The sequence below is a fragment of the Ensifer sp. Root127 genome, assembly GCF_001425225.1.
GTDB lineage: Bacteria > Pseudomonadota > Alphaproteobacteria > Rhizobiales > Rhizobiaceae > Ensifer > Ensifer canadensis.
Map to the genome: position 1 here is coordinate 65350 of NZ_LMDX01000009.1, position 24951 is coordinate 90300.

General features: G+C 59.8%; 16 protein-coding genes. 12 read left to right on the top strand and 4 right to left on the bottom strand.

What is annotated here, in order from left to right:
* Positions 1-1208 precede the first annotated feature (1208 nt).
* Positions 1209-1421, top strand: coding sequence for a hypothetical protein (locus ASD03_RS12230; protein WP_225906445.1), 213 nt, complete (start codon positions 1209-1211; stop codon positions 1419-1421).
* A 1838-nt stretch (positions 1422-3259) separates the two neighbouring features.
* On the opposite strand, the gene repC is transcribed toward ASD03_RS12230, so the two are convergent.
* The 4 genes from repC to ASD03_RS12260 form a co-directional block, all read right to left on the bottom strand.
* On the bottom strand, positions 3260-4477 hold the full coding sequence (gene repC / locus ASD03_RS12245; RefSeq protein ID WP_057213845.1) for a plasmid replication protein RepC: 1218 nt from the start codon (positions 4475-4477) through the stop codon (positions 3260-3262).
* A gap of 204 nt (positions 4478-4681) precedes the next feature.
* Entirely contained in the window at positions 4682-5698 is a 1017-nt protein-coding gene (gene repB / locus ASD03_RS12250; RefSeq protein ID WP_057207691.1) for a plasmid partitioning protein RepB, read from the bottom strand.
* A 94-nt stretch (positions 5699-5792) separates the two neighbouring features.
* On the bottom strand, positions 5793-7001 hold the full coding sequence (gene repA / locus ASD03_RS12255) for a plasmid partitioning protein RepA (protein ID WP_057207692.1): 1209 nt from the start codon (positions 6999-7001) through the stop codon (positions 5793-5795).
* 1573 nt (positions 7002-8574) lie between these two features.
* Positions 8575-9504, bottom strand: a complete 930-nt coding sequence (locus tag ASD03_RS12260) for an AraC family transcriptional regulator (RefSeq protein WP_057207693.1) — start codon at positions 9502-9504, stop codon at positions 8575-8577.
* A gap of 191 nt (positions 9505-9695) precedes the next feature.
* Between ASD03_RS12260 and ASD03_RS12265 the strand changes: the two genes are divergently transcribed.
* The 11 genes from ASD03_RS12265 (at position 9696) to ASD03_RS12315 (ending at position 24932) form a co-directional block, all read left to right on the top strand.
* Positions 9696-11168, top strand: coding sequence for an alpha-glucosidase/alpha-galactosidase (locus ASD03_RS12265; protein WP_057207694.1), 1473 nt, complete (start codon positions 9696-9698; stop codon positions 11166-11168).
* A gap of 136 nt (positions 11169-11304) precedes the next feature.
* Positions 11305-13389: an ABC transporter substrate-binding protein gene (locus ASD03_RS12270; protein ID WP_057207695.1), complete on the top strand. Its 2085-nt coding sequence runs from the start codon at positions 11305-11307 to the stop codon at positions 13387-13389.
* A gap of 111 nt (positions 13390-13500) precedes the next feature.
* Positions 13501-14514 (top strand): ABC transporter permease, encoded by a 1014-nt coding sequence (locus ASD03_RS12275; protein ID WP_057207696.1) that lies wholly within the window; start codon positions 13501-13503, stop codon positions 14512-14514.
* The gene (locus tag ASD03_RS12280) at positions 14511-15638 is read left to right on the top strand and encodes an ABC transporter permease (RefSeq protein WP_057207697.1); all 1128 of its coding nucleotides are present in this window, start codon (positions 14511-14513) and stop codon (positions 15636-15638) included. The genes ASD03_RS12275 and ASD03_RS12280 overlap by 4 nt, the downstream gene beginning before the upstream one ends.
* A 34-nt stretch (positions 15639-15672) precedes the next feature.
* Positions 15673-17325 (top strand): ABC transporter ATP-binding protein, encoded by a 1653-nt coding sequence (locus ASD03_RS12285; protein ID WP_234907967.1) that lies wholly within the window; start codon positions 15673-15675, stop codon positions 17323-17325.
* A gap of 23 nt (positions 17326-17348) precedes the next feature.
* Positions 17349-18722, top strand: a complete 1374-nt coding sequence (locus tag ASD03_RS12290) for an alpha-glucosidase/alpha-galactosidase (RefSeq protein ID WP_057207783.1) — start codon at positions 17349-17351, stop codon at positions 18720-18722.
* 221 nt (positions 18723-18943) lie between these two features.
* Positions 18944-19948, top strand: a complete 1005-nt coding sequence (locus ASD03_RS12295; RefSeq protein ID WP_057207699.1) for a LacI family DNA-binding transcriptional regulator — start codon at positions 18944-18946, stop codon at positions 19946-19948.
* Positions 19949-19990: 42 nt separating this feature from the next.
* Complete coding sequence (locus ASD03_RS12300; RefSeq protein WP_057207700.1) at positions 19991-21283, top strand: sugar ABC transporter substrate-binding protein; 1293 nt, start codon at positions 19991-19993, stop codon at positions 21281-21283.
* A gap of 102 nt (positions 21284-21385) precedes the next feature.
* On the top strand, positions 21386-22321 hold the full coding sequence (locus ASD03_RS12305; RefSeq protein WP_057207701.1) for a sugar ABC transporter permease: 936 nt from the start codon (positions 21386-21388) through the stop codon (positions 22319-22321).
* Complete coding sequence (locus ASD03_RS12310; RefSeq protein WP_057207702.1) at positions 22314-23207, top strand: carbohydrate ABC transporter permease; 894 nt, start codon at positions 22314-22316, stop codon at positions 23205-23207. Before ASD03_RS12305 ends, ASD03_RS12310 begins: the two co-directional genes overlap by 8 nt.
* A gap of 3 nt (positions 23208-23210) precedes the next feature.
* Positions 23211-24932, top strand: a complete 1722-nt coding sequence (locus ASD03_RS12315) for a beta-fructofuranosidase (RefSeq protein WP_057213853.1) — start codon at positions 23211-23213, stop codon at positions 24930-24932.
* The last annotated feature ends 19 nt before the right edge of the window (positions 24933-24951 follow it).

Here is a 24951-nt window from a genome sequence, read left to right on the forward strand (position 1 = left end):
CCCGTTGTATCGGTTCTCCCAAACCGGCAACCCATCGCCCCCTGATTGTCCAGTAGGTAACCCCTGCGCCGGGTTCCGGCCGATCGGTATTGAATGAAACTGACGGGCCCGCCGGGCAACGGGTCTTCATCTTTCATCAATTGTGCCAAGCATGGTACCCTTGAAATCTTCAACTTGGGCATCAACCGTTTCGACATACGGCGCAATTTTTCGGAATACGTCTACGCGCTTTTGGGCGCTTGCTTAATCCATCCTTGGAAAGGCAAAGCCACCGCACTCTTTCGCGCGACATACCTGTAGCGAAAATCCGGCCACCAGATCGATGCGGCGCATGGGTTGATTTTCCCTCGACAGCTGTGAGCATCAGCGCCACGGAATTTGCTCAACTGCGGACATACGCGCCAAAGGGTCACGACATAGGCACATGCAGTGCAAATCGGATGCTGGCGACAGGATCGCCAAAACGGCTTGGATCCTTGTATGGACAGGCAGTTTCCTATTCACGCGATGCGCCTCTGCTCACAGCTTCTTGAGCCGCAGCATTGCAGTCACTTCGTGCGGTGCGAGCACTCCATCTTTCCGCACCATTCCCGCCGAGAACTTCGTAACTGCCTCCGCGCCCATCAGCCCCTCCTAATGTGTGGAAGAGAGACTAGTTTTAGGTATCGCTACCGGACCAGGTTTGCATGTCGCCCGACAACGAAAACAGCCGGGCGATGCGCGGGTTGAAAATGGCAGCCCCGCGCCTTGCTGCCGAATTTTCTGACCCAAACGCAAGGCCGCCAAGTGGAATCTCAAAGGATTTCCAATCCGAAATCAGCGCGCCTCGCCATACCCACAATCAGACCCCTTCTGCGTTAGAGTTTGCGTGGCGGAAGTAAACTGAACTTTCCATTCTGTTACGCCGTACATTGAAAGCAAGTTCATGTAGTTAGCACGCGCCAAATTGCGTCCGGACGCTCTTGCCTGGTAGGACATGGGGCAGAAACGGTGACGGCGCCGGATTTCCCTTTGCCGGAGGATCTTGTGGGTTGTTGGTGCTGCGCGATTGCGTTGGCCCATGTTCCAGGCAACCATCTTCATGAATGGAGCCAGCATGCAGAAGTTCGACCTTGATACCTTGAGCGAAGTAGAGCTGATCGAATTGCACGATGCGGTCGTCGACCGGCTGCGCTTTCTGCATGAGCAGAAGGAAGACGACGCATGCCTTGCTTGAACTGGCGATCGGCGAGCGCGTGATATTCGAAGACAGTAACGGCCAGACGCAGGCTGGAATCGTCATCCGTCGCAACCGCAAAACGGTGACTGTGCACGGCGACAACGCCCGCCAATGGAACGTCTCACCGCAGTTGCTGCGAAAGGAAAGGCGACCTGACGAACGGCAAAGCAGCAAGCTGGTGCCGTTTTCGGGAAAGGTCTGACTTTAACACGCCATCGTCACGAGTTAGGGAAAGGCTGGAATTGGCCGCCCTGAGCTTCCCAACCCGAGGCGAGCCCGAGCAAATACTACTCATTGCCTAGGGTCGTTGTGCGCAATTTTTAGTGTCAGGGCTGGTGAACACGCCCCCGCTTTTCCTCGGCAAGTGAAACCTAAAGCGGTTGTTCAAAAGGCTCACGCTACGACAATTAAGATTTCCGCGACGGATTTGCAGCGCGAATGACCGGCTCGACGGTCCAGCCTTTGAGTGATTGGCAGGATGTCCTTGGAAATGAGATCGTCGCTCTTCAACTGGCACTCGTTCGAGTGGTCGGTGATAGCGCGAGCGATGTCGCCGTTTTCCGCACGCAGCACGCAACCGTGACTGTCAACGGAACCTCTCGTCGAGGCTACTGCGCGCCGGTAAACAAGCAGTTGTTAATACACGGTCGAGCGTTGGTCGATCCGCTAGACTGTTCGAACACCAATGGCAGCCCGAAGAACAGATGCGGCTCAAATGCCGGTCGTGGTCAATCTCCTGCGACGGTGCCTCGGCCCTGGCCAATCATCACAGGCCTTTGGCGAAAAGACACTTGCCTCTCGCCTTCGTCATATTTCCCGCCGCTTGTGTTTGCTGCCGTCATAACCAAGGACGGTTTCGGACGTGGGCAACTGTAAAAGCGGCGGTGAGCGCCGGAGTTGTTTCGACCCCACGAGCAGTTTGCCCCGAGGGAAACGGGGCAAGGTGGAAGTCCTTCACATATCGCACGCCGATCTCGAGATGCTCGTGCGATTATGCGGAGCCCAACAGTTGGTCGCAGTGCTGGCAGTTCACTGTTTGGCTCTCGCAACAGTCGCTTCCAATCATATTGAACCCCGCGCATCGATGCCATTTTTCCGGTCTCGTGCTTAAGCACCGATCGCGCTGAACAGTGAAGGTCGAAAGATCTCAATTGCGAAGGCAACAAATACGGACCATGACAAGGCGTGCGATCGAGCCACTTGTCGGGAGTCGCCGGCATCGGATCATTTTTCCTTAGGTCTGTTCCGGTAAATGAAAACCGCTTGCGCACGCGGATCCCGTGTGAATCACTTGACTGACGGGTCTCAAGCACCTTCAGCCTGAAGACCGCATTCTCCAAGCAGCGGGCCCAGATTTCGAAATCTGCGTTTGAACGACCAGGGTGCGGGGTTCTTTGTCGGCATATTTCAGCGCCACCTGTTTGAAAGCGCCCGAATTAGCTACGAACAAGCGCGAACAATCTAGATATCCGGGCCACATGCTACCTGCGGTCTCAGGCGAGACACCGGTCATGGTGCTAAAATGTCGGCCGCAGGCTCTCAGAACCTGTCCCTCAGCTCCGCCCGTTTCCCGGGAACCACCTGCACCCTTTCCCCGTTCCGGACGTGCAAATGGAGTTCGCTATGTTGGGTGAAAGAAACTACCTAAAGCCAGAACGTCACACCTCCGGCGGCCTGCCCGTTGGTATCTTACTCATCTCGGTCCTCGCACTTTCGGCCTATCTCCTTGTCGGAAGCTCGTTTGTTGGCAACAAGCCGTCAACCCCGACTGTCTACCTCCCGGTGGTGTCGCAGCAATCGCGCTAACTGCATCCCCTACCAAGACTAAAGAGGAGAAGGGGAGGGCGACTGCTGTGGTGACGCCGACAGCCGAGACCAGACCTCCGCAAACGGCGACCTGCATGTCAAACCTTTCGAAGTCATGACCGGACCCGGGTGTGGCAAACACTACCTGACCGATGGCAATCGCTGTCTCCGGCTAGGTGCAGTTCACGTGGGGAAGCGTCAAGCCGAGAGCAGTTTGCCCAACCGCAGCCCGGCTCACGACGCAGAAGCCAGATTGGATGTCGGCGCCCCACGAAGCAGTGCCATCAGCATCGGCCCGAGCGAGAACTCCCCGCGCCGCGCCCGGTTTGTCAGATCTCTGAGATAACCGCCGGGCGAATTGATGTGTCCGGACCGCTCGTACATGCAAGCCACCACGGACGCAGCCGTCGCCGGCCCCATCACCTCGCACGCTTCCTCATAGGCCGACGGGCTGACCGCAAGCATCGAGCGGACGGTCACCGCGGCCATCATCAGATCACGCCAACTCGAAACCACGCCGTCCGGGCCGAAAGGTTTGATCTCGGGGCAGGCCCGCAAAACCATCTCCAACGGGAATGGCTGTACCCCCTTCGGCTTTGCTCCGCTTTCCGCCCTCGGCTTTTCGTCCTGCTCTTTTTCAGAGCTTGGTTCAAGTTCATTGAAGGATTCGGGTTTTGAATTCTGTATGTGCTGCTCAGATAGACCATCATTGCTAGCCATAATTTCGGAAATCGCGTTATCATCCAGCATGTTGACGACTTCTTCGTGCAAAAGCGTCATCTCGTCAGCAATGGCCCGCAAATCCTTGAGGCTCGGTCGGCGTGGAATTCGTGCGATAAGCGCGACAAACATGTCTTCGGCGTGCCCCCAATCGCCGGATGCCCCCTCCTCGATCGCGGCAGTAATCAGCTTGCGAATATCCCGGCGGCACAATGAGACACGCTCCTTGGCGATCAGGAACCGCCGGCGTTCTGCCGCAACTTCCTGGGCCAGGCCTGCCAGTTCTTCCGAGCGGGCCAAAAGCGGGGCGAGATCAAAGCCGTAGGCCTCCTCTATGCCGCCTTCGCCGTCCTTGCGTGCATATCTCTTGCCATTGGGGCTGTCCTTGCGCGAAATCAGGCCCGCCTCCACCAATGCAGCAAGGCAGCGGCGTAGCGTGCTGCCGGCGATGCCATTGGCGCGGTGGGTCAGCTGGGCGTTCGACGGGAACACGACGAGGTCATTGCCCTCAGCCAATTCGCCCTGCGGATAGAATGACAGAAGTGCGTTCAGCACAGCCAGAGCGCGGTCCTGGACGCCAAGAAGGGTCCGTGCCTCGCATACGTCGCGAAGCACCTTCCACTTGTCGACGGTTTTTCCGGCTTTGATGCCGGACGATCTGATTTGTCCCTTCACCAGGGCAAGCGACATCGGCCGCCGCCCGAATGGCGTCGTTACGGATAACCTGTCCATTTCAGCCTTACCTTTTTTCAGGCAAAGGAATGCCGGTCACCGAAACGGCGCCAAATCTCCGAAGAGAGTCTTGACTGTGAATCCCGGAAGTGCGAATCTCGAAATCGCCAAATGACGAGAAAGGGCCTTCAGAGACGGTGTTTCGGGGGCCTTTTTTCTTTTGCCGTGCTGCTCCTCTATATTTTCAGTCTTCAGGACGGCGCCCTATTCGGCGCTGCTCTGCGTTTTCTCCAGCGCCGCCTCGTAAGCTTCAAACAGCTCGGGCAATTTCGCCGTCAGATAATCTGCAAATCCGTCATGCCGATCGCGCCGGATCGACAGGCGCCATTGCTTGTCGCTCGTGGCCACTTTTCCGATCTCCGCACCCGATCCACTAGTGACAGTCTCAGGTGCAAGCCCAGCGGCTGGCCCTTTTTCGGACTTTGTCGCGGCCGCAAAGGCCAGCATAAAGCGGTCATCCGTTTCCCGTGTCGTAAAGCCGGCTTTGGTTGCAACCGCCAAGGCGCGCTTCAATGCCGGCTCGTTGCCGATCGCATCAACCAGTGACTGCCAGCGGCCTCGACCGATTTTCGGTGCCCGCCCGATGGCGTCCACAAGTTCGCGCGGCAATGCGCGTGCGACAGCGACCAGCTTGGAAACTTCAGCCCGGTCGACAGAAAGTGCCGACTGGATCAGCGCACGGGCAAAGCCGGCATCCTCCAAACGGCAAGCAAATACCGCGCGTTCGATGAAGCTCAGGTCTTCGCGGGCGGAGTTCTCCACACCTTGCGCCACGACTAGATCTTCATCGCTCAGCGAGCGCACATAGGCTTTGACGGGAATGCCGAGCGCACGAGCGGCACGAATGCGCCGATGTCCGTAAGCGCTCTGGTAGCGACCGGATAAAGAAGGATGCTCGCGGAGGAGGACGGGAATTTCCTGTCCTCTTTCCCGGATCGAAGTTATCAGTGCCTCGAAACTGGCTGGGTCCTGCTCGCTGAAGCGATCGGCTAAAGGCGAGGGATCGATCAGGGTGGGGTCGATCTCCACGGCGAGCTGGCCCGACGCGAGCTTTGCGCGAAGAACTTCATACTCCTTCTCGACGTCCGAAAAGGTGTCCTTGAGCGAGCGGACTGCGCCGGAGCTCATACGCGGCAGCGCCGGACGCTTGATGTCACCATCAACGGAGTGCTCGCTCTGGCCGGAAAACATCGAGCGAATGGACTGGGTGCGTTTGCTCAATGGAGGGACCTCCTCGTTACAGGCGAGGCGTTGTCTGTAGACAACATTCCCCGCCCAAGGGGAAAGAGTACTGGCACGGAATGGGAGCAATCACTCATCGCTGCCATACCTTCGAAATCAGGTCGATCACCTCGGTGTTGACCGCGTTGACCGATTCCATGGCTCGGTCATAAACGGACCGCCCGACGGCGCCCTTCGACAATTCGAACAGCGACTGCTTGGTGAGGCCGGCATTGGCAATGGCCGTCGACTTCCATGCCGTAGCCCTGAGGACATCGCTTCCGAAGAGGTCGCGCAACAGTCCGACGATCTCCTGCTCGGGCACGTCGCGCGGATCGTGCCTGGTCACGACGAATTTCATGAAATCGTAGTTCAGATGCGCGCCGGCATCCTCGATCACCGCGATGAGATCGGCTGTCATCAACAGGAACTGGCTCATCGATGCGACATCGACCATCTGCGGGTGGATCGTCACCAGCATGCCGGTTGCCGCATTGAGGGCGCCCATGGTCAAGAAGCCGAGTTGCGGCGGGCAGTCGATGACAACGACGTCATAGTCCGCCTCGACTTCATCGATGGCGGCAGCGACGCGGCGAAAGAACAGATCCTCGGGTCCGGATCGTTTGCCCATTGCACGCGGGGTTTCATGCTCGAACTCCATCAGCTCGAGATTGCCCGGGACGAGGTCTATGCCCTCGAAATAGGTCGATCGGATCACCGAACGCATGTTGACCCGCTCCTCATCGTAGCGGATCGCGCCGTAGAGGGTGGTGTTTTCGGCAATGTCGAATTCCGGCTGGTAACCGAACATGGCAGACAGCGACGCCTGGGGATCGAGGTCGATCGCCAGAACGCGGTAACCCTGCAGCGCCAGCCCCTGTGCGAGGTATAGCGATGACGTCGTCTTGGCTGAGCCGCCCTTGAAGTTGGCGACGCTGATGATCTGGAGCTTGTCACCTACGCGGCGGCGCGGCCAGAACTTCAAGGCTTCCTTCGGGCGTGCTTCGGCAAGATAGGCGCGAAGCTCGTTGATTTGGCGCAGTGTGTAGGAACGGCGACCAGCGGTGCCCAGTTCCGGCATCGGCCCGAGACCGTCCAAGGACAATTGCCTGAGATAACCGTCCGATACACCAACGATCTGCGCGACCTCTCCTGAGGTAAACGACCTCAGGCTCTTCATCGCCTTCGGCGGAAAAGCAATTTCACCAACGGCCCGCAGACGGTCCGAAAGCGCGGTCGCCTGGCGTGTGATACGCTCGGAAGTCGTCTCGTTTTCAACCTGGGGATTCGCGGGCTTCAACATCGGGGTCTCTTCAAAACGGTTTCTTCGCGTCTGACGCATTGTTTCCGTCTGGAAGTAGAGACACGATTCGTTGTCGGTCGACAAGCCGCTTTAGGGATAACAAGAACTTAGCAGTTGCAGCGGAAGCGGCATCCCACTGCTTTCTCCTTGACGCATTCCGTATACTTATCAGCAGCTTGGCGGCACTTTGGCGTCACCTTTCCGCCCAACAATCCCTTGCTTTTGCGGGCCCTTCACGTGGCGTTGTCAACCGTTTCTTGCACTGACTGACACGGCCAACAGGGCAAAACGGCAAAATCGCCGCTCCCGGCAGTCTACTTCCGCAGCCAAATCAATTGATTCGCACCGAGCCGGAAGAGCGTCAGCGGCTGAGTGGGACCGCGTGGTCACCCGATCTTCCACGGCGATGTGTTCTGCCGGGTGGCGGTGAACTCACCTGATCTGGCAGTTGCTTCCGCCTGCCCAATCGGTATCGTTTGAACGCGATTCGTCGCTTGGAGGATCTATGCGTCAGCAGACAAAGCCGTTTATTGTTGAGATAAAGCCGTCCCGCAAGGTGAAGGCCGATAGCCAAAAGACATCGATCTGGGGGAAACTGGATCTGAGTCCCGAACCCGATCTGCAAGCAGAGCCCGTTGGGGCAGAGGAGCTAATCCTCGAGGCTAGTCGGCCCTAGATGATCCAACACGTGTTTGCCGACTGCAGACGGGCCTGAGGTTTGCAAGCCGACTCGCCTTTCCGGGCAAAACAAGTGCGGCCACATGTCGTACTGCAGAGCGACATGGGCGCCAAGCGCACCGGGCAACCACACTGGTCAAGGCGTAGCTCGAGGCTATGTCAGTTCGAGACTTTGACCGACAAAAGCCGAAATCATAAATCGCGCACGACGCAGCTCTCCGGGCATGGCTTTAGCGCACACTTCGCTTCAGTCGATCAGCCGATCGACGTTGGCGACGCATTTCCGAAGAAGAAGACCCTCTGCGACACAGCTAGTTGATTCCTGCGCGGCTGTATCCTAGGGCTGCTTGCCAGCGGCCGTCCGGTTGGCATTAAGCGCGATCAAGGGAGTGTCAGGTGGGAGGAGCCATCGTCGGACACGAATGGCAACCGGTTTCTGCGCTGACCGGTCGCGCCGATTGATCGGCGCCGGCCAAAAATTTTGGCAAAAAAAATGGGCCTGCGGAAAACCGCGGCCCATGAAGTGTGAAGGTCATAAAACCTCCAGAGGGGAACAGCTGCTGCGGCGGCACTGGGAGGAGAAGCCGCCATGTGCATCAGCTGTGAGCGTTATGATCGTTTTTTGATCATTTGGAAAACATTTTTTGTGCAATGCAGCTATGCGTATGCTGCGTTGCTTGTCCGCTCCAGGACAGGCAAACGATTGGTGCGAAGCGATCCCCTGGCTGACCGGCACTTAAAAGCTCCAAGCGTTAAGCAGCGCATTGAACGCGCAGAACCGGTGCAGAGAGCTCAAGGAAGATTGTCAGTTCGGCAATTTCGCATCGCTGGATGGGGCGGGCCATTGGCCTAGAAGGCGAGATTGTGACGTAAAGCACGCTGGCCGCAACGTTGGCTATTCGTTTTCCCCACGAGAGTGATTGACCGCTTCCTGGCTTTTCGCCGCGACACTCGAATACATCCCGGTCGTACGGAACTCGGTGGGACTCGCACCAAAATAGCGTCGAAACACTTTGGCGAAATAGTTCGGGTCTTCGAAGCCGGACATGATCGACACTTCCTTGACCGAGAGATGTGCCGCCTTTGTCAAAAGTTTCGTTGCCCGCTGCAATCGCTTGCGCAGCACGAACTCCGCGGGCGGCATGCCTTCGCTAGCGGCAAACACGCGCGAGAAGTGCGCGCGGCTGAGCCCAGACACTTCGGCAAGCGTCTCGACGGGAAGGGGATGCGCAAGGTTCGCCATGATATGTTGAATGACATGCTGCATTGTCCGGTATTCCTGGCTGAATACGGGATGGGCGCCGAAGACGTCGTCATAGAGTGCCATTGCGGCCTCGTAGGCGATTGCCGATGCGCTGCCCGACGCTTCGCCGCCGCCTGAAATCAGCCGCAAACTGCAGTCTGCCAGATGCTCGATTGTCTCGGGCTTCAGGTTCAGGATTGGGCCGGTTGTCGAAAGAATGGCCTTGTGGATGCGCAGTGCCTCTTCGCCGTTCATCGATATCCAGAAGAACTCCCACCGACCATTCTGCTCGAGCCAGTAGCGATGGTTGTGCGGCACCAGCAAGAGAAGCGTTTCGCCCTCGCGCACACGGTGATTGCGCGCTTCGTAGCGCAGGTTTCCCGCGCCTGAGATCGTATACTGCAGCACGGTAAACGGTGTCTGTCCCCGCTTGCGACCATCCCAATCGTAACTTCCGTCCGTGCGGATCTCATAGCCCGTGCTGGTCGGCATGGTGTGCAGGCTGTGACGCCCGCGCGGTAGCGAGACCGTCTTCATGGCAGGGCCATTCTCGATCAGCCGTTTCAGCATAGAATTACCCATGAAAGCACAATACCTCTCTGGCGACGCCAAACATTATACGCATAATGCCCCACAACAAGGCAAGACGGCCGATTTCAGGCGGCACGTGGGGAGTAAACCGGGAGGGAACCGCGCTTTGGCGCAACCTTGTCGGCGCACCAATTTTACCCAGACCGCCTTTATTCGGTTGAACGAACAGCGACGAGGACAGCATGAGTAACTTCAAGATTGCCATCATCGGCGCCGGCAGCGTTGGTTTCACCAAGAAGCTCTTTACCGATATTCTCTGCGTTCCGGAGTTCCACGATGTCGAGTTCGCGCTCACAGACGTCAGCGCGCACAACCTCGACATGATCAAGTCGATCCTCGACAAGATCGTCGAAGCCAACAACTTGCCGACCAGGGTCACAGCATCCACCGACCGCCGCGAAGCGATCTCAGGCGCGCGCTACATCATCAGCTGCGTGCGGGTCGGCGGGCTCAGTGCCTATGCCGATGATATCCGTATCCCGCTCAAATACGGCGTCGACCAGTGCGTCGGCGATACGATCTGCGCCGGCGGCATACTCTATGGCCAGCGCAACATTCCGGTCATCCTCGATTTCTGCAAGGACATCCGCGAACTGGCCGAGCCGGGCGCGAAGTTCCTCAACTATGCCAACCCGATGGCGATGAACACCTGGGCGGCGATCGAGTACGGTAAGGTCGACACGGTCGGGCTTTGCCACGGCGTCCAGCATGGCGGCGAGCAGATCGCCGAGATCCTCGGCGCCGGGGAGGGCGAACTCGACTTCATCTGCTCCGGCATCAATCACCAGACGTGGTTCGTCGACATCAGGCTGCGCGGTCGCAAGATCGGCAAGGACGAACTTGTCGCCGCCTTCGAGGCTCATCCGGTCTTCTCGAAGCAGGAAAAGCTCAGGATCGACGTGCTGAAGCGCTTCGGGGTCTATTCCACCGAGAGCAACGGCCATCTCTCCGAATACCTTCCCTGGTATCGCAAGCGTCCGGATGAGATCACCCGCTGGATCGACATGTCGGACTGGATCCATGGCGAAACCGGCGGCTACCTCCGCTATTCGACGGAAACCCGCAACTGGTTCGAAACCGAGTTCCCGCAGTTCCTGGAGGATGCCCGGCGTCCGATCGATGCGACAAAGCGCTCGAACGAGCACGCCAGCCACATCCTGGAGGCTCTGGAGACGGGGCGCGTCTATCGCGGCCATTTCAACGTCAAGAATACCGGCGTCATCACCAATCTGCCTGCCGATGCGATCATCGAGTCTCCCGGCTTCGTCGATCGCTTCGGCATCAACATGGTCTCGGGCATCACGCTTCCCCAGGCCTGCGCCGCCACCTGCCTGTCCTCTATCAATGTCCAGCGTATGTCGGTGCATGCGGCCATTTCAGGCGATCTCGATCTGCTCAAGCTGGCGATGCTGCACGATCCGCTGGTTGGCGCCATCTGTACGCCAGAGGAGGTCTGGCAGATGGTCGACGAGATGGTCGTCGCACAAGCCAAATGGCTACCGCAATACGCCCACGCGATCGACGGTGCCAGAGAGCGCCTGAGCCGGGCGACCGTCAAGACCCGCGATTGGAACGGGGCGGCACGACGCCAGGTGCGCTCGGTGGACGAGATCCGCGCCGAGCGACACGAGACCAAAGCCCGCGCCGCCGGTTGACGGCCGGCGGGGCCACTGCGTGAGGAGACGCGGACCCCGCTTGCCGCCACATGCCCGCCCCCGCGGGACATTCTGAGACTTTCTAGGAGGAGGCCACCTTTCGGCGTGGCAGATACATGAGGGAGAACCACAGACCATGAACAGCCACCGACTGACAAAAATGGCGAGCCTGCTGCTTGTCGGCATCTCAAGCTTCGCGCTGCAGGCGGCCGCATCGGAGCCGACTGTCGTGCCCGAGCAGCCACCGTTTCCGGCGCAGGGCAAGATCACCTTCGTGCCACGCGACTCGATCGCCGAGTTCAAGGCGTTGCCGGAATACAAGGAGCCGACCTGGGTTACGGAAAAATACGTGAAGGCCGGCAAGCTGCCGCCGGTCGCCGAGCGCCTGCCGAAGGAGCCGATGGTCTTTAAGACCGGCAACATGCCTGACGGCGTCGGCGTCTATGGCGACACGCTGCGCCACGTGATCGGCGGCCGGCCGGAGGGCTGGAACTACAGCGCCGGCCAAAGCCAGGGCTGGGGCGGCATCGATATCGGCATGTCGGAATGTCTGACGCGCACGGCGCCGCTCTTCCAGGTGGAGGCGAAGGACGTCGAACCGCTGCCGAACCTTGCAAAGAGCTGGGACTGGTCCGCGGACGGTCACAAGCTGACCATGCATCTCGTCGAGGGCGCGAAATGGTCGGACGGCGATCCCTTCGACGCCGAGGACGTGATGTTCTACTGGGAGGACAATGTTCTCGATCCGAGCGTGACGCCCCTGAACGGCGCGACGCCTGAGACCTTCGGCGAGGGAACGACGCTGAAGCAGATCGACACGTATACGGTCGAATGGACCTTCAAGGAGGCCTTCCCGCGCCAGCACCTCTATGCCATGGCCTATGGCACCTTCTGCCCCGGCCCGTCGCATATCCTCAAGACCAAACATCCAAAATATGCTGGCACGACCTATGACCAGTACAAGAACGGCTTTCCGGCGGAATACATGAATATACCGGTGATGGGTGCGTGGGTGCCGGTCGCCTATCGGCCGGACGACATCATCGTGCTGCGCCGCAACCCCTACTATTGGAAGGTCGACGAGGCCGGCAACCAGCTGCCTTACCTCAACGAGCTTCACTACAAGCTCTCGACCTGGGCCGACCGCGACGTGCAGGCCGTCGCCGGTTCGGGCGATTTCTCAAACCTGGAACAGCCGGAAAACTTCGTCGAATCGCTGAAGCGCGCAGCCGACGAGGCAGCCCCCGCACGGCTTGCGTTCGGTCCGCGTCTCATCGGCTACAACATGCACATGAACTTCTCGGCCAATGGCTGGGGTGAGCCAGACGAGCGGGCCCAAGCGGTGCGCGAACTCAACCGCAACGAGGATTTCCGCAAGGCGGTGACCATGGCGGTCGACCGGAAAAAGCTCGGTGAGGCTCTGGTCAAGGGACCCTTCACGGCGATTTATCCGGGCGGCATTTCCTCCGGCACGAGCTTCTACGACCGGCAGTCCACGATCTATTATCCCTATGACCTCGACGGTGCGAAGGCGTTGCTCGAGAAGGTCGGCCTCAAGGACACCGACGGCAACGGCTTTGTCAACTTCCCGTCCGACAAGCTCGGTGGGCGCGATGTCGAGATCGTGCTGCTCGTGGGCTCGGACACAGGCACAGACAGGAATCTGGCCGAGGGCATCATCGGGCAGATGGAGAAGCTTGGCTTGCGCGTCGTGCTCAATGCGATGGACGGCAAGCAGCGCGACGCGGCCAACTATTCCGGTCGCTTCGACTGGATGGTGCACCGCAATCAGGCGGAGTTTGCCTCCGTCGTTCAAAACACCCCGCAACTCGCGGCAACCGGCCCGCGAACGAGCTGGCACCATCGCGCTCCGGAAGGCGGTGTTCCTGACCTGATGCCGTTCGAGAAGGAGCTTGTCGACATCGTCAACAAGTTCATCGCGACCAACGACAACGCCGAGCGCGCGGAATTGATGAAGCAGTATCAGAAGGTCGCAACGACCAATGTCGATACCGTTGGTCTGACCGAATATCCCGGCGCGCTGATCATCAACAAGCGCTTCTCGAACATTCCGACAGGCGCGCCCATTTTGATGTTCAACTGGGCTGAAGACACAATCATCCGCGAGCGGGTCTTCGTGGCGGCCGACAAGCAGGCCGACTTCGAACTCTTCGCCGAGCAGCTTCCGGGCAAGCCTGGTGAGAGCGGGCCGAGCAACTAACGAGACCTCGCCTCCTCCGGCCCGATCTCGGGCCGGAGGAGGCACCCGCATTCACCCGGTGCGCCGTCTCTAGCCGGCGCACTGCAAGTCCATCCGACAGAAGGAAACGGCATGTTCAGATTTCTGCTTGTCCGCATCGCCTCTGCCATTCCGGTCCTGCTGGTCCTAAGCGTAGCGACCTTCGCCATCATCCAGGCGCCGCCGGGAGACTATAGCGACTACATCCGCTCGCAGCTCATCAACCAGGGCGGGGCGTCCTTCGAGGAGGCCGATGCGCAGGCCCAGGCCTATCGCAAGGAGCATGGTCTCGATAAGCCGATGGCGGTCCAATACGTCACCTGGATGACAGGCATTCTGACGCGCGGCGATTTCGGCCACAGCCTCTACTACAACAAGCCCGTCGCCGATGTCGTCAGCGAGCGCTTGCCGCGCACGCTCGTGCTTGCTCTCGTCTGCCATATCCTTGCGTCGGTTATCGGCATTTCCTTCGGCATCATTGCAGCGACCCGGCAATATTCCTGGATCGACAGCCTACTTTCGACCGTCTCCTTCCTCGGCATGACGGTGCCGCGCTTCCTGATGGCGCTGATCATCGTCTATGTCCTCGTCTTCCACTTTAATGTCAGCGAAATCAACAGCTTCCACTCCGCCCGCTATGGCGGCGCGCCCTGGTCCTGGGGCAAGTTCGTCGATCTCATCAAACATGTTTGGCCGGTCGTGGCGATCGCAACCTTCGGCGGCCTCGCCTACAATATGCGCGTGATGCGCGGCAATCTGCTCGACACGCTAAATGCGCAATATGTCGAGACCGCCCGGGCCAAGGGTTTGAGCGAAGGGGCCGTGGTCATGCGCCATGCCGTGCCCAACGCCCTGCATCCGCTGATCATGTATCAGGGCGTCGTCCTGCCTTACATGTTGACCGGCGAAATCGAGACCGCAATCATCTTCGCGCTGCCGACAGTCGGTCCCGCCATCGTTGGCTCCATGTGGGTGGGAGACGTCTATGTCACCGCAACCTTCATGCTGGTGCTCTCGGCGACCTTGATCCTCGGCAACATCATCGCAGACCTCTTGCTCGCCGCTCTCGACCCGCGCGTGCGCATGGGGGGAGGAGCCCACGCATGACCATCGAGATGCATAGCGCCATTCCCCTTGCCGTCGACCCCAAGGACGAACAGCACAACGAAAGCTATTCGGCGCTCGTCTGGCGTCGGCTCAAACGCTCCTGGACCGGGATGCTCGGACTGATCCTTGTCGGTCTGCTGCTCGTCATGGCGATTTTCGCCGATTTCCTGTCACCGGTTGATCCGAAGGCGACCGGTGTCGGCTTCGCACCGCCGCAGGCAATCAGCTTCAGCGATCAGAACGGCGATTTCGCCTTCCCGCCGCGCAGCTATCCGCTGCGCGAGACCGAAGAGCTCGATCCCATCACCTTCCAGCCGAAGATCGGCCCGGACTATGCCAATCCGCAGGTCCTCGGTTTCTTCGTCAAGGGATCGCCTTATCGGCTCTTCGGCCTGATCCCGGCCGAGCGGCACCTTTTCGGCGCGATCGACGGTTCACCGGTCCACCTGCTCGGAACCGACAAGTTCGGCCGCGACGTGCTCTCGCGCATTCTCCATGGATCGCGTATTTCGCTGATGATCGCCTTGGTCGTCGTCTCGATCGTCACTGTCGTCGGCACCACCGTCGGCATGGCTTCGGGCTATTTCGGCGGGCGCTTCGATGCCTGGACACAGCGTTTCGTCGAGCTGGTGTTGGCCTTTCCGCAATTGCCGCTCTATCTGGCACTGACGTCGCTGATCCCGGTAACGGCGCCAACGAATGTGTTCCTCGCCTTCGTCATCATCGTCATGTCGGCGCTCGGCTGGGCGCAGATGTCGCGCGAGGTTCGCGGCAAGACGTTGGCGCTCGCCCGTATCGACTATGTGCGGGCGGCCATCGCCGTCGGCGCCAGCGATCGGCGCATCATCTTCCAGCACATTTTCCCGAACGTGATGAGCCATGTGATCGTCGCCGTCACCCTGTCGATCCCCCAGGTGGTCCTGCTGGAATCGTTCCTGGGCTTCCTCGGTTTTGCGGTCAAGCCACCGCTGATTTCATGGGGACTGATGCTGCAGGACACCGCCACCTATTCGGTCATCGGGTCCTATCCCTGGATTCTATCGCCCGTTGCCTTCGTGCTTGTCACAGTCTTCGCCTTTAATGCGCTGGGCGACGGCCTGCGCGATGCAATCGACCCCTATTGAGGAGGAGCGTCTCATGGCAGAAACGATCGACTTCATGGCCGCTGCTCCCGTCGAAAGGAAGGACCTTTCGAGCCGAGACGGCAAGCCGGTCATCGACGCGCGCAACGTCGCGGTCAACTTCAAGGTCGAACACGGCACGGTAGAGGCGGTGAAGGACGTGTCCTTCCAGCTCTATCGCGGCGAGACCATCGCCATCGTTGGCGAATCCGGTTCGGGCAAATCGGTGACGGCGCGCACCATTATGGGGCTTCTGTCGAAACGCGCGACGATCGCCTCGCTGTCCCGCATCGAATATGACGGCAAGGACGTGCTCAAGTTTTCCGCGCGTGAGCGCCGGGGCCTGCGCGGCAATCGCCTGGCGATGATTTTCCAGGAGCCGATGAGCTCGCTCAATCCCGTCTACACGGTCGGCGCGCAGATCGTCGAGGCGATCCGGGCGCATCGCAAGCTCAGCCGGCGCGCGGCCACCGAGCGCGCCATCGAATTGCTGCGCCATGTGAGGATCCCGGATCCCGAGCTCAGGCTCAATCAGTATCCGCACCAGCTTTCCGGCGGCCAGCGCCAACGGGTCATGATCGCCATGGCGCTTGCCAACGAGCCTGACGTGCTGATCGCTGACGAGCCGACGACGGCGCTCGACGTCACCGTTCAGGCGCAGATCCTCAACCTGATCCGCGAGTTGCAGCGCGAGCTTGGCATGGCGGTGATCCTGATCACCCATGACCTGACCGTGGTGCGGCAGTTTTCCGACTACGTCTATGTCATGCAGCATGGCGAGGTGAAGGAACACAACACCACCGCCGCTCTATTCGGCAATCCGCTGCATCCCTACACGAAGCGGCTTTTGTCGTCGGAACCATCGGGGGCGGCCAATCCGCTGCCGGACGATGTGCCGATCATACTCGATGGACGAAACGTCCGCGTATCCTTCATGCTGAAGAAGGGCGGATTGTTCCGACCCCAGCTTTCCGAGCTCGTTGCCGTCGACAGTCTCAGCCTTAATCTGCGCAAACATGAGACGCTCGGAGTGGTCGGCGAATCCGGATCGGGCAAGACAACCTTCGGACAGGCTCTGATCCGCCTGATCAACACCGATGGCGGCGAAATCTTCTTCGACGGCGTCCCGATCCACGACAAGGACCGCACCGCAATGAGGCCGTTGCGCTCGCGCATGCAGATCGTCTTCCAGGATCCCTTTGCCTCGCTCAACCCGCGCATGTCGGTGGGCCAGATCATCGAGGAGGGGCTCGTCGTCAACGGGATAGGGCAGAACCGCAAGGAACGGCTCGACCGGGTCGTGGATGCGCTGGTCGCGGCGGGCATGCCGGGCAATATCCTGTCGCGCTTCCCGCATGAATTCTCCGGCGGTCAGCGCCAGCGCATCGCCATCGCCCGCGCCGTCGCGCTCGAGCCGGAATTCATCCTGCTCGACGAGCCGACCTCGGCGCTCGACCTTTCCGTTCAGGCGCAGATCATCGATCTCTTGCGCCGACTGCAGGATGAGCGGGGCCTGAGCTACCTCTTCATCTCCCATGACCTCAAGGTCGTGCGCGCACTCTGCCACCGCGTCGTGGTCATGCAGCACGGCAAGATCGTCGAGGAAGGGCCGGTGAACGACATTCTTACCAATCCCAAGACCGCCTACACGGAGCGGCTCGTTCGAGCCGCCTTCGATGTGGCAGCATGATCGTCAGAAAGCAGAGGCAATCCATGACCAGACAACCCAAGATCACTTTCATCGGCGCCGGCTCGACCGTGTTCATGAAGAACATCATCGGCGACGTTCTGCAGCGTCCGGCCCTGTCGGATGCAAAGATCGCGCTGATGGACATCAATCCGCAACGGCTCGAGGAAAGCGAAGTCGTCGTACGAAAACTGATCTCAACGCTCGGCGCCAAAGCGACCATCGAGTTGCACGCCAACCAGCGCAAGGCGCTCGATGGTGCCGACTTCGTCGTCGTCGCATTCCAGATCGGCGGCTATGAGCCCTGCACGGTCACGGATTTCGAAGTGCCGAAGAAGTATGGCCTGCGTCAGACGATCGCAGACACACTTGGCGTCGGCGGCATTATGCGCGGGCTGCGCACCGTGCCGCATCTGTGGAAGATCTGCGCCGACATGACCGAGGTCTGCCCAGAGGCAATCCTCTTGCAATACGTCAACCCGATGGCGATCAACACCTGGGCGATCGCCGAGAAATATCCCCGGATCAAGCAGGTCGGCCTTTGCCACTCCGTGCAGGGCACGGCGCTGGAACTCGCCGAGGATCTGAACATTCCTTACGAGGAGATCCGCTACCGCTCGGCCGGCATCAACCATATGGCGTTCTTCCTCAAATTCGAGCACCGCCAGCCGGACGGATCCTATCGCAACCTTTATCCAGATCTCCTGCGCGGTTATCGCGAAGGCCGCTTCCCGAAGCCCAGCCATTGGAATCCGCGTTGCCCGAACAAGGTGCGTTACGAGATGCTGACGCGGCTCGGCTATTTCGTCACCGAAAGCTCGGAGCACTTCGCCGAATACACGCCCTATTTCATCAAGGAAGGCCGCGACGATCTGATCGAAAAATTCGGCATCCCGCTCGACGAATATCCCAAGCGCTGCATCGAGCAGATCGAGCGTTGGAAAGGGCAGGCGGCGGCCTATCGCTCCGCCGACAAGATCGAGGTCAAGCCGTCGAAGGAGTATGCCTCCTCGATCATGAACTCCGTCTGGACCGGCGAGCCCTCGGTCATTTACGGCAACCTGCGCAACAATGGCTGCATCACCTCGTTGCCCGACAATTGCGCAGCGGAAGTGCCATGCCTGGTGGATGAAAACGGCATACAGCCTACCTTTATCGGCGATCTACCGCCGCAGTTGACCGCACTGATCCGCACCAACATCAACGTGCAGGAACTGACGGTCGCCGCGATGTTGACGGAGAACCGCGAGCATCTCTATCATGCGGCCATGATGGATCCGCACACGGCCGCCGAGCTCGATCTCGATCAGATCTGGTCGCTCACCGACGACCTGCTTGCCGCTCACGGAAACTGGATCCCGGAATGGGCAAGAAGCGAAAGAAAGGTTCACGCCGCGTAGCTTTTTCTCCCGGTCGCGCGGCGAGGAAGCCCCGGAACCTCCCAGTTCCGGGGCTTTCCTTCGGTCGCCAGCCGGACGGGTCAGTTGCAATCAACATGCTATGCCGGTGCGGGTGATAAACCCTTTGCTACAAACCCCTACTGCAGTTGATTGGTGCCTGAGATTGACTCAATTATCGCGATCGGGTAGTTACTGGGTAACCGTTAACCCAAGGCCTGCCCGTGACGACCTCATTGAGCGATATTGCTGAACGCGCTGGCGTTTCCATCAAGACCGTTTCGGGCGCGTTGCATGGCGGCTCGGCGCGGATGTCCGAACAAACGCGACTGCGCATCAAGGAAATCGCCGAAGAGTTGGGTTACGTCACTAACCTGGCCGCTCGTGGCATGCGACAGGGTTGGATGCCACTGATCGGTGTCGTTGCCGATGACTTGATCACCTCGCCCTTCGCCACCGAGATCATCCGCGGACTGGATGGTGCCGCCCGCGCGGCGGACATGGCGGTCTTTGCAATGACGCTCGGCGGAGGTCGCGACGTGGCCTCCGTGCTTGAAGAGGTGCGCCGCTTCCGCCCACGCGCGATTGCCTACGCCGCGATGTATCACAAGATGGTATCGCTGCCGGCGGAGTTCGCAGATACGGTCGGCGTCATGATCAATTGCCGTGAGGCCAATGGCAAAGTGACGTCCTTGGTGCCGGACGAGATCGCTGCCGCTCACGAGATCACGACCTATCTGATCGAGGCTGGCCGCCGGAACATTGCCTTTATCAACCTGCCGGGGCTTCTGGCAGGAGAGCTGCGCGAAGCCGGTTTCCGGCGTGCCCTTGACGAAGCCGGGCTTGATGCAGGTGGTGCCTGCGTCCTGCCGGCGGTCCGCCGGGCGATCTATAGCGACCGGGCGCACAGCCTCGTGCTTGCACACGTAACCGCGCTGATGGACGGACCGGAGCGCCCGGATGCGATCCTTTGCGGCAACGATCGCGTTGCCATGGAAGTCTACGCCGCATTGCGCCGGGTGGGTGCACAAATTCCAGATGACGTCGCAGTCGCAAGCTTCGACAACCAGGTGGACATTGCCACCAGGCTCGATCCCCCTTTGACGACCATGGCATTGCCGCACCGTGCCATGGGCCGCCTGGCAGCAGACATTCTGCTTGCCGAAAATAGCGCCCCCGGCGAGGTGCGCAAACTCGCGTTCCAGTTGGTGGAGCGCTCATCCGTCTGATCAAACTGAAAGACCAAACCCTGTTGAGGAGGAGTTGCAGCGATGGGTAAACGTTTACTTTCAACGTTAATGGGGTCGGTTGCCCTTATGGCCACCGCCGTGGGTGCAGAGGCGAAGACAGTCTTGCATGTCATGCACCAAGGCGACCCAGGTTGGGTTTCGACCTATGGCGAAGTCGCCAAACGCTTCGAAGCCGCCAATCCGGATGTGGATGTCGAGCTGATCTACGCACCGCACGATGCCTACAATGAAAAGTTCAGCGCAGCGGTCATGTCCAAACAACTGCCTGATGTCATGGAGCTCGATGCCCCCTTCCTCGCCAACTATGTCTGGTCCGGCTATTTGCAGCCGATCAAGCCTCTGATCGATCAGGATGTGCTCGATGACATGACCCCGTCGAACATCGCCCAGGGCACCTATCCGATCGACAAGGATCTCTATGCAATCGGCCTGACCGACTCCTCCGTCGTGCTCTACGGCAACAGGAAGTATCTGGAAGCGATCGGCGCCCGCATTCCGAAGTCCGTGGACGATGCCTGGACCCAGGAAGAGTTCGAAGGCTACCTCGAAAAACTGGCAAAGGTCGATGGCGTCAAGTGGCCGATCGACACGTTTCGCGGTTACGGCATCAAAACCGAATGGATCACCTACGCCTACGGCCCGATCCTGCAGTCGGCGGGCTGCGACCTGATCAATCGCACGACCTGGAAATCGACGGGCACCCTTGATAGCGATGCGTGCGTCAAGGCACTGACTATGATGCAGACATGGGTGAAGAACGGCTGGGTCGTGCCGCAATCGTCCGGCACCAACCAGTTCTTCGCCGAAGGCCATCCTGCAGCGCTCGCACTCGGGGGCCACTGGTTCTACGCCGAAGCTGCCGCGTCGATGAAGGACGACATCGTCGTCATGCCGTTGCCGAAGTTCGGGCCGAAGGGTGCTAGCCCCAACGGCACCTGGATCTGGGGCATCACGACCGCCTCCGAGCATCCGGACATCGCCGGCAAGTTTGTCAGCTTCATGCTGAAGGACAAGCTCTACCGGGATTATGCAATCGCCGATTCCGGCTATCCCGGTTTGAAAAGCTTCGCGGCAGCATCGCCCTTGTACAACACCGGTGGTCCGCTCGCCGTCGCATTCGAACAGGCGTCCAAGACCGCGGTCGCGCGTCCTCCGCATCCGGCCTATCCAGTCATCACATCGACCTTCATGCAGGCCGTCGACGAGATCTTCAACGGGGGCGATGCCAAGACGGCATTGTCGGCGGCCGCGGCCAAGATCGACGAAGACATCGAGGAGAACGACGGGTACCCGCCATTCGACGAGCAGCAATAGGCAACCAAAGACGGGACCACGATGGTGCGGCCGCAGCCGGTCTGACGCCATCGTACCCGTCGCCGGCCTGCGCATCGATCCGAGGAGGAGGAGGAGGAGAATATGACATTGCAACAATCAGCCGAGCCGGCGATTGCAGCGCGTCCCGCCTGGCGCCGGGACAAGAGCCGGCTGCTTCAGGAGATGGGCATGCTTGCGCCGGCAGTGGTGCTGCTGACGATATTCCTTATCGTTCCGTTCCTGTTGTCGTTCTGGACGGCGATGACCAATCAACCGCTGGTCCCGCGGCCAACGCCGGTCCGTTTTGTTGGCTTCGGCAACTTCCTGCGCATCTTTAGGGACGATCTCTTCTGGACATCGCTCTGGAACGTCTCGCGCTTCACTTTCTGGATCCTGCCGGTGCAATGCGGCCTGGCATTTGCCACCGCACTGCTGTTGCACCAGAAGATGCCGTTTCGAAATCTTTTTCGCGGACTGTTCTTCCTGCCAGCGATCACGTCGATGGTCGTCGTCTGCGTCATCTGGGGAACGCTCTTTCAGTACCCGACCGGACCATTCAACCAGGTGATCGGTTTCCTGTCGGGCGGAGCCATCGAACCGATCGACTGGCTCGGGGACCCCAACTGGGCAATGTTCTCGATCGTGCTGCTGTCGGCCTGGCAGGCCTACGGCTTCCAGATGATTGTCTATCTCGCTGGCCTTCAGTCCATTCCGGATGAACTCTACGACGCAGCGCGGATCGACGGCGCGAACGCGCTGCAGCGCTTCTGGCATGTGACTATGCCAGGCTTGCGGCCGACCCATGTCTTCGTGCTGGTGATTACGACAATCCAGGCATTCAAGCTCTATACCCAGGTTGCCATCCTGACCCAAGGCGGTCCCAAGAGCAGCACGGAGACCGTTGTCCACTACATGGTGCGTTCCGGCTTCGAGGAGCAGAAGCTCGGTTATGCTTCGGCCGTATCGGTCATTCTCTTTCTCATCGTTCTCGTTATCGCGCTGCTTCAGCGTCAACTTCTGAGGCGTTTCGATGTCTGATATCGCAATTTCCACACCACACGCTCAGGCGATGCACACCCGCTCGGCCGTTGGTTCGCTGCGCATCGTCCAGACGGCCTGCATCCTTGTTATCGCGCTCGTCATCGTCTCCCCCCTGTTCATGCTGCTGATTGCCAGCCTGAAGGACGATCGTTTCCAGATCCTGGCCGACATGGGGAGTTTCAGGGCGTTCTGGGTCTCCGATCCGACGCTCGCCAACTTTGCGGAGGTCGGCAATTTCTCAGGCGAGCTTGCCTTTGGGCGCTATCTGCTGAATTCGCTAATCATCCTCGCGCTGACGGTCGGGTCGGGCCTGATCGTCAATTCTATGGCAGGCTTTGTCCTTGCCTGGGGCTCCGTACGCGGCCGCGCAGTTATCCTTTCGCTGGTCATAGCCCTCTACGTCATTCCGCAGGAAAGCATCATCATGCCGCTCGTGATCATGGTGTCACGCGCCGGAATAACAGATACATTCGCCGTGCAGATCGTGCCCTGGATCGCTAGCCCGCTCTATATCTTCCTCTTCTACCAATTCTTTGCCCAGCTTCCGAAGGAGCTCTTCGAGGCCGCGCAGATCGACGGAGCATCGATCTTTCGCATCTACCGGTCGATTTTCCTGCCGCTCAGCCTGCCGGCACTTGCCACTGTCTCGATCCTGATGGGGATCGAGAGCTGGAACCAGTACCTTTGGCCGATCCTCGTCACCCAGACCGACTATGCGCGGCCCATAGCCGTCGCGATCGCTACGTTCTTTGGCCAGGACAGCATCTATTGGGACCGCGCTATGGCGGCATCCGTGTTGATGATGCTGCCTATCCTCGCCCTCTATCTTGCCTTCCAGCGCTGGTTCGTAAGTTCCTTCGTTGGTTCGGCCGTGAAAGGTTGATCAATGACAACGCATGCAGAAACCGCTTCGGCCGCCGCGGCAGACGTCGAGAACATCAGCGCAGTCCTTGCGGATGCGACCACGATCCACATCTGGCTCAAAGCGAGACAGCTGGGAACATCGGCCGGGATCAAAGCGACCGTGGCCGGCCGCGAAATCGACCGTCTGATGGCGTCCAACAGCGACGAATTCGAGCAGCGCAGCCTGGACCTGGGGCAGGGCGGTCGAACCGTTCTCTCCTATGATCCGACCACAACGCAGGTCTCCGTTGCCTATGCCTTTCAGCACCAGAATGTGCTGACCGAGGGCGTTCAGATCCTGCACAGCAGCCGGGAAAATGCGGCGCCGACGGTCGTCGGCGGGTACCACTTCCGCCCACCCTTCGGATGGATGAACGATCCCAACGGGTTTGGCCGTTTCGGCGACCATGTCCATCTCTTCTACCAGCACTATCCGCACAGCCTGCGCTGGAACACCATGCATTGGGGCCATGCCGTATCGGATGACTACATTCATTGGCGACACTTGCCGATCTTCCTGTTTCCCTCCTCGGACCTTTCGGCCCGCGCCGATGGCCGCGGCGGGGCGTTTTCCGGCTCGGCAATTCCGCTATCGTCAGGTGAACCGGGTATCCGTGTCTTCTTCACGGAGCAGGTCAAGGACCGGGAACCCGAAGAGCAGATCCAATTGACGGCGGTATCGCACGACCAAATCACGGCCGGCGCGCAAGAGATCATTCTTGCCCACCGGCCGTCCGGCCTTGACCTGACGCTCGACTTTCGCGACCCCTATGTCTTCAAGGGCCCGGACCACCTTTGGAAAATGTTGATCGGCAGCCGCGACCGCGCCGGCGGCGTCGTCCTGCTCTACGAATGTGGCGATCCGAACGGTGCTTCCGACTGGACCTTTGTCGGCATTATCCACCGGGAAGACCGGTACGGGATGACGGCGGCGGAGTGCCCGTGCATCGTGCCGCTCGACGGCCCGGCTGATGATCCGAAAACGCGCTGGGCGCTCATCTTCGGACTGCTGACGAGCCGCGACCCGCAGACCGGCCGCCGGAACATCACAGCGGCGACTGTCGGCCGCTTCGACGGCCGCAGCTTCGTCAAGGAATTCGAGCAGGAACTGGATTTCGCGACCGATGCCTATGCTTTCCAGGCATTCGTCGATCGATCCGGGCCAATCGGCATCGCCTGGCTTGCCAACTGGACCGAGGTGTCAAAAAAAGTAGACTTTCCAACGGCAATGACACTGCCTCGCCAGCTGCTGCTGGAAAAGGACGCATTGCTGACGCCGCCGGTCGAAACGGTTGCGACGCTGCGTCGTGACCTGATCGACGACAACAAACTCAAGGGGCAGGAGCCTGTCGGCCTTAACAACGGGGCGGTCGAGATCGTCATCGAACTCGCGGGGCCGGGTGCGCAGTTTCATCTCGAGCTTGATCATCCGGACGTTGGCCTCGGCGTTCAGCTCGGAGCGGAAGGCCTGATCATTCACTACGACCTGCCGGACGGCAAGGGCGCACCGCGCTACATCGCTGTCGGGGCGCAACCGTCGACGCTGCGTATTTTCCTCGATGTCGGCTCGATTGAGGTCTTCGCCGACAACGGTCGCTGGACGGGAACGAAACGTCTGCCAGGCTTTGCCGCCGTCAGCACGGCACGCCTATCAGCGCCCGCGGGCAACATTACCGCCGCCACGATCTGGCAACTCGAACTGTGATCGCGCAAGGGGAGGAATA

What these genes read in the sequence shown, in the direction of transcription:
- ASD03_RS12280 (WP_057207697.1), top strand. Translation starts at nt 14,511, where the DNA reads ATGACCATCGAGATGCATAGCGCCATTCCCCTTGCCGTCGACCCCAAG.
- ASD03_RS12275 (WP_057207696.1), top strand. Translation starts at nt 13,501, where the DNA reads ATGTTCAGATTTCTGCTTGTCCGCATCGCCTCTGCCATTCCGGTCCTG.
- repA (WP_057207692.1), bottom strand. Translation starts at nt 7,001, where the DNA reads ATGTTGAAGCCCGCGAATCCCCAGGTTGAAAACGAGACGACTTCCGAG.
- repC (WP_057213845.1), bottom strand. Translation starts at nt 4,477, where the DNA reads ATGGACAGGTTATCCGTAACGACGCCATTCGGGCGGCGGCCGATGTCG.
- ASD03_RS12290 (WP_057207783.1), top strand. Translation starts at nt 17,349, where the DNA reads ATGACCAGACAACCCAAGATCACTTTCATCGGCGCCGGCTCGACCGTG.
- ASD03_RS12310 (WP_057207702.1), top strand. Translation starts at nt 22,314, where the DNA reads ATGTCTGATATCGCAATTTCCACACCACACGCTCAGGCGATGCACACC.
- ASD03_RS12300 (WP_057207700.1), top strand. Translation starts at nt 19,991, where the DNA reads ATGGGTAAACGTTTACTTTCAACGTTAATGGGGTCGGTTGCCCTTATG.
- ASD03_RS12305 (WP_057207701.1), top strand. Translation starts at nt 21,386, where the DNA reads ATGACATTGCAACAATCAGCCGAGCCGGCGATTGCAGCGCGTCCCGCC.
- ASD03_RS12265 (WP_057207694.1), top strand. Translation starts at nt 9,696, where the DNA reads ATGAGTAACTTCAAGATTGCCATCATCGGCGCCGGCAGCGTTGGTTTC.
- ASD03_RS12285 (WP_234907967.1), top strand. Translation starts at nt 15,673, where the DNA reads ATGGCCGCTGCTCCCGTCGAAAGGAAGGACCTTTCGAGCCGAGACGGC.
- ASD03_RS12315 (WP_057213853.1), top strand. Translation starts at nt 23,211, where the DNA reads ATGACAACGCATGCAGAAACCGCTTCGGCCGCCGCGGCAGACGTCGAG.
- ASD03_RS12260 (WP_057207693.1), bottom strand. Translation starts at nt 9,504, where the DNA reads ATGGGTAATTCTATGCTGAAACGGCTGATCGAGAATGGCCCTGCCATG.
- ASD03_RS12270 (WP_057207695.1), top strand. Translation starts at nt 11,305, where the DNA reads ATGAACAGCCACCGACTGACAAAAATGGCGAGCCTGCTGCTTGTCGGC.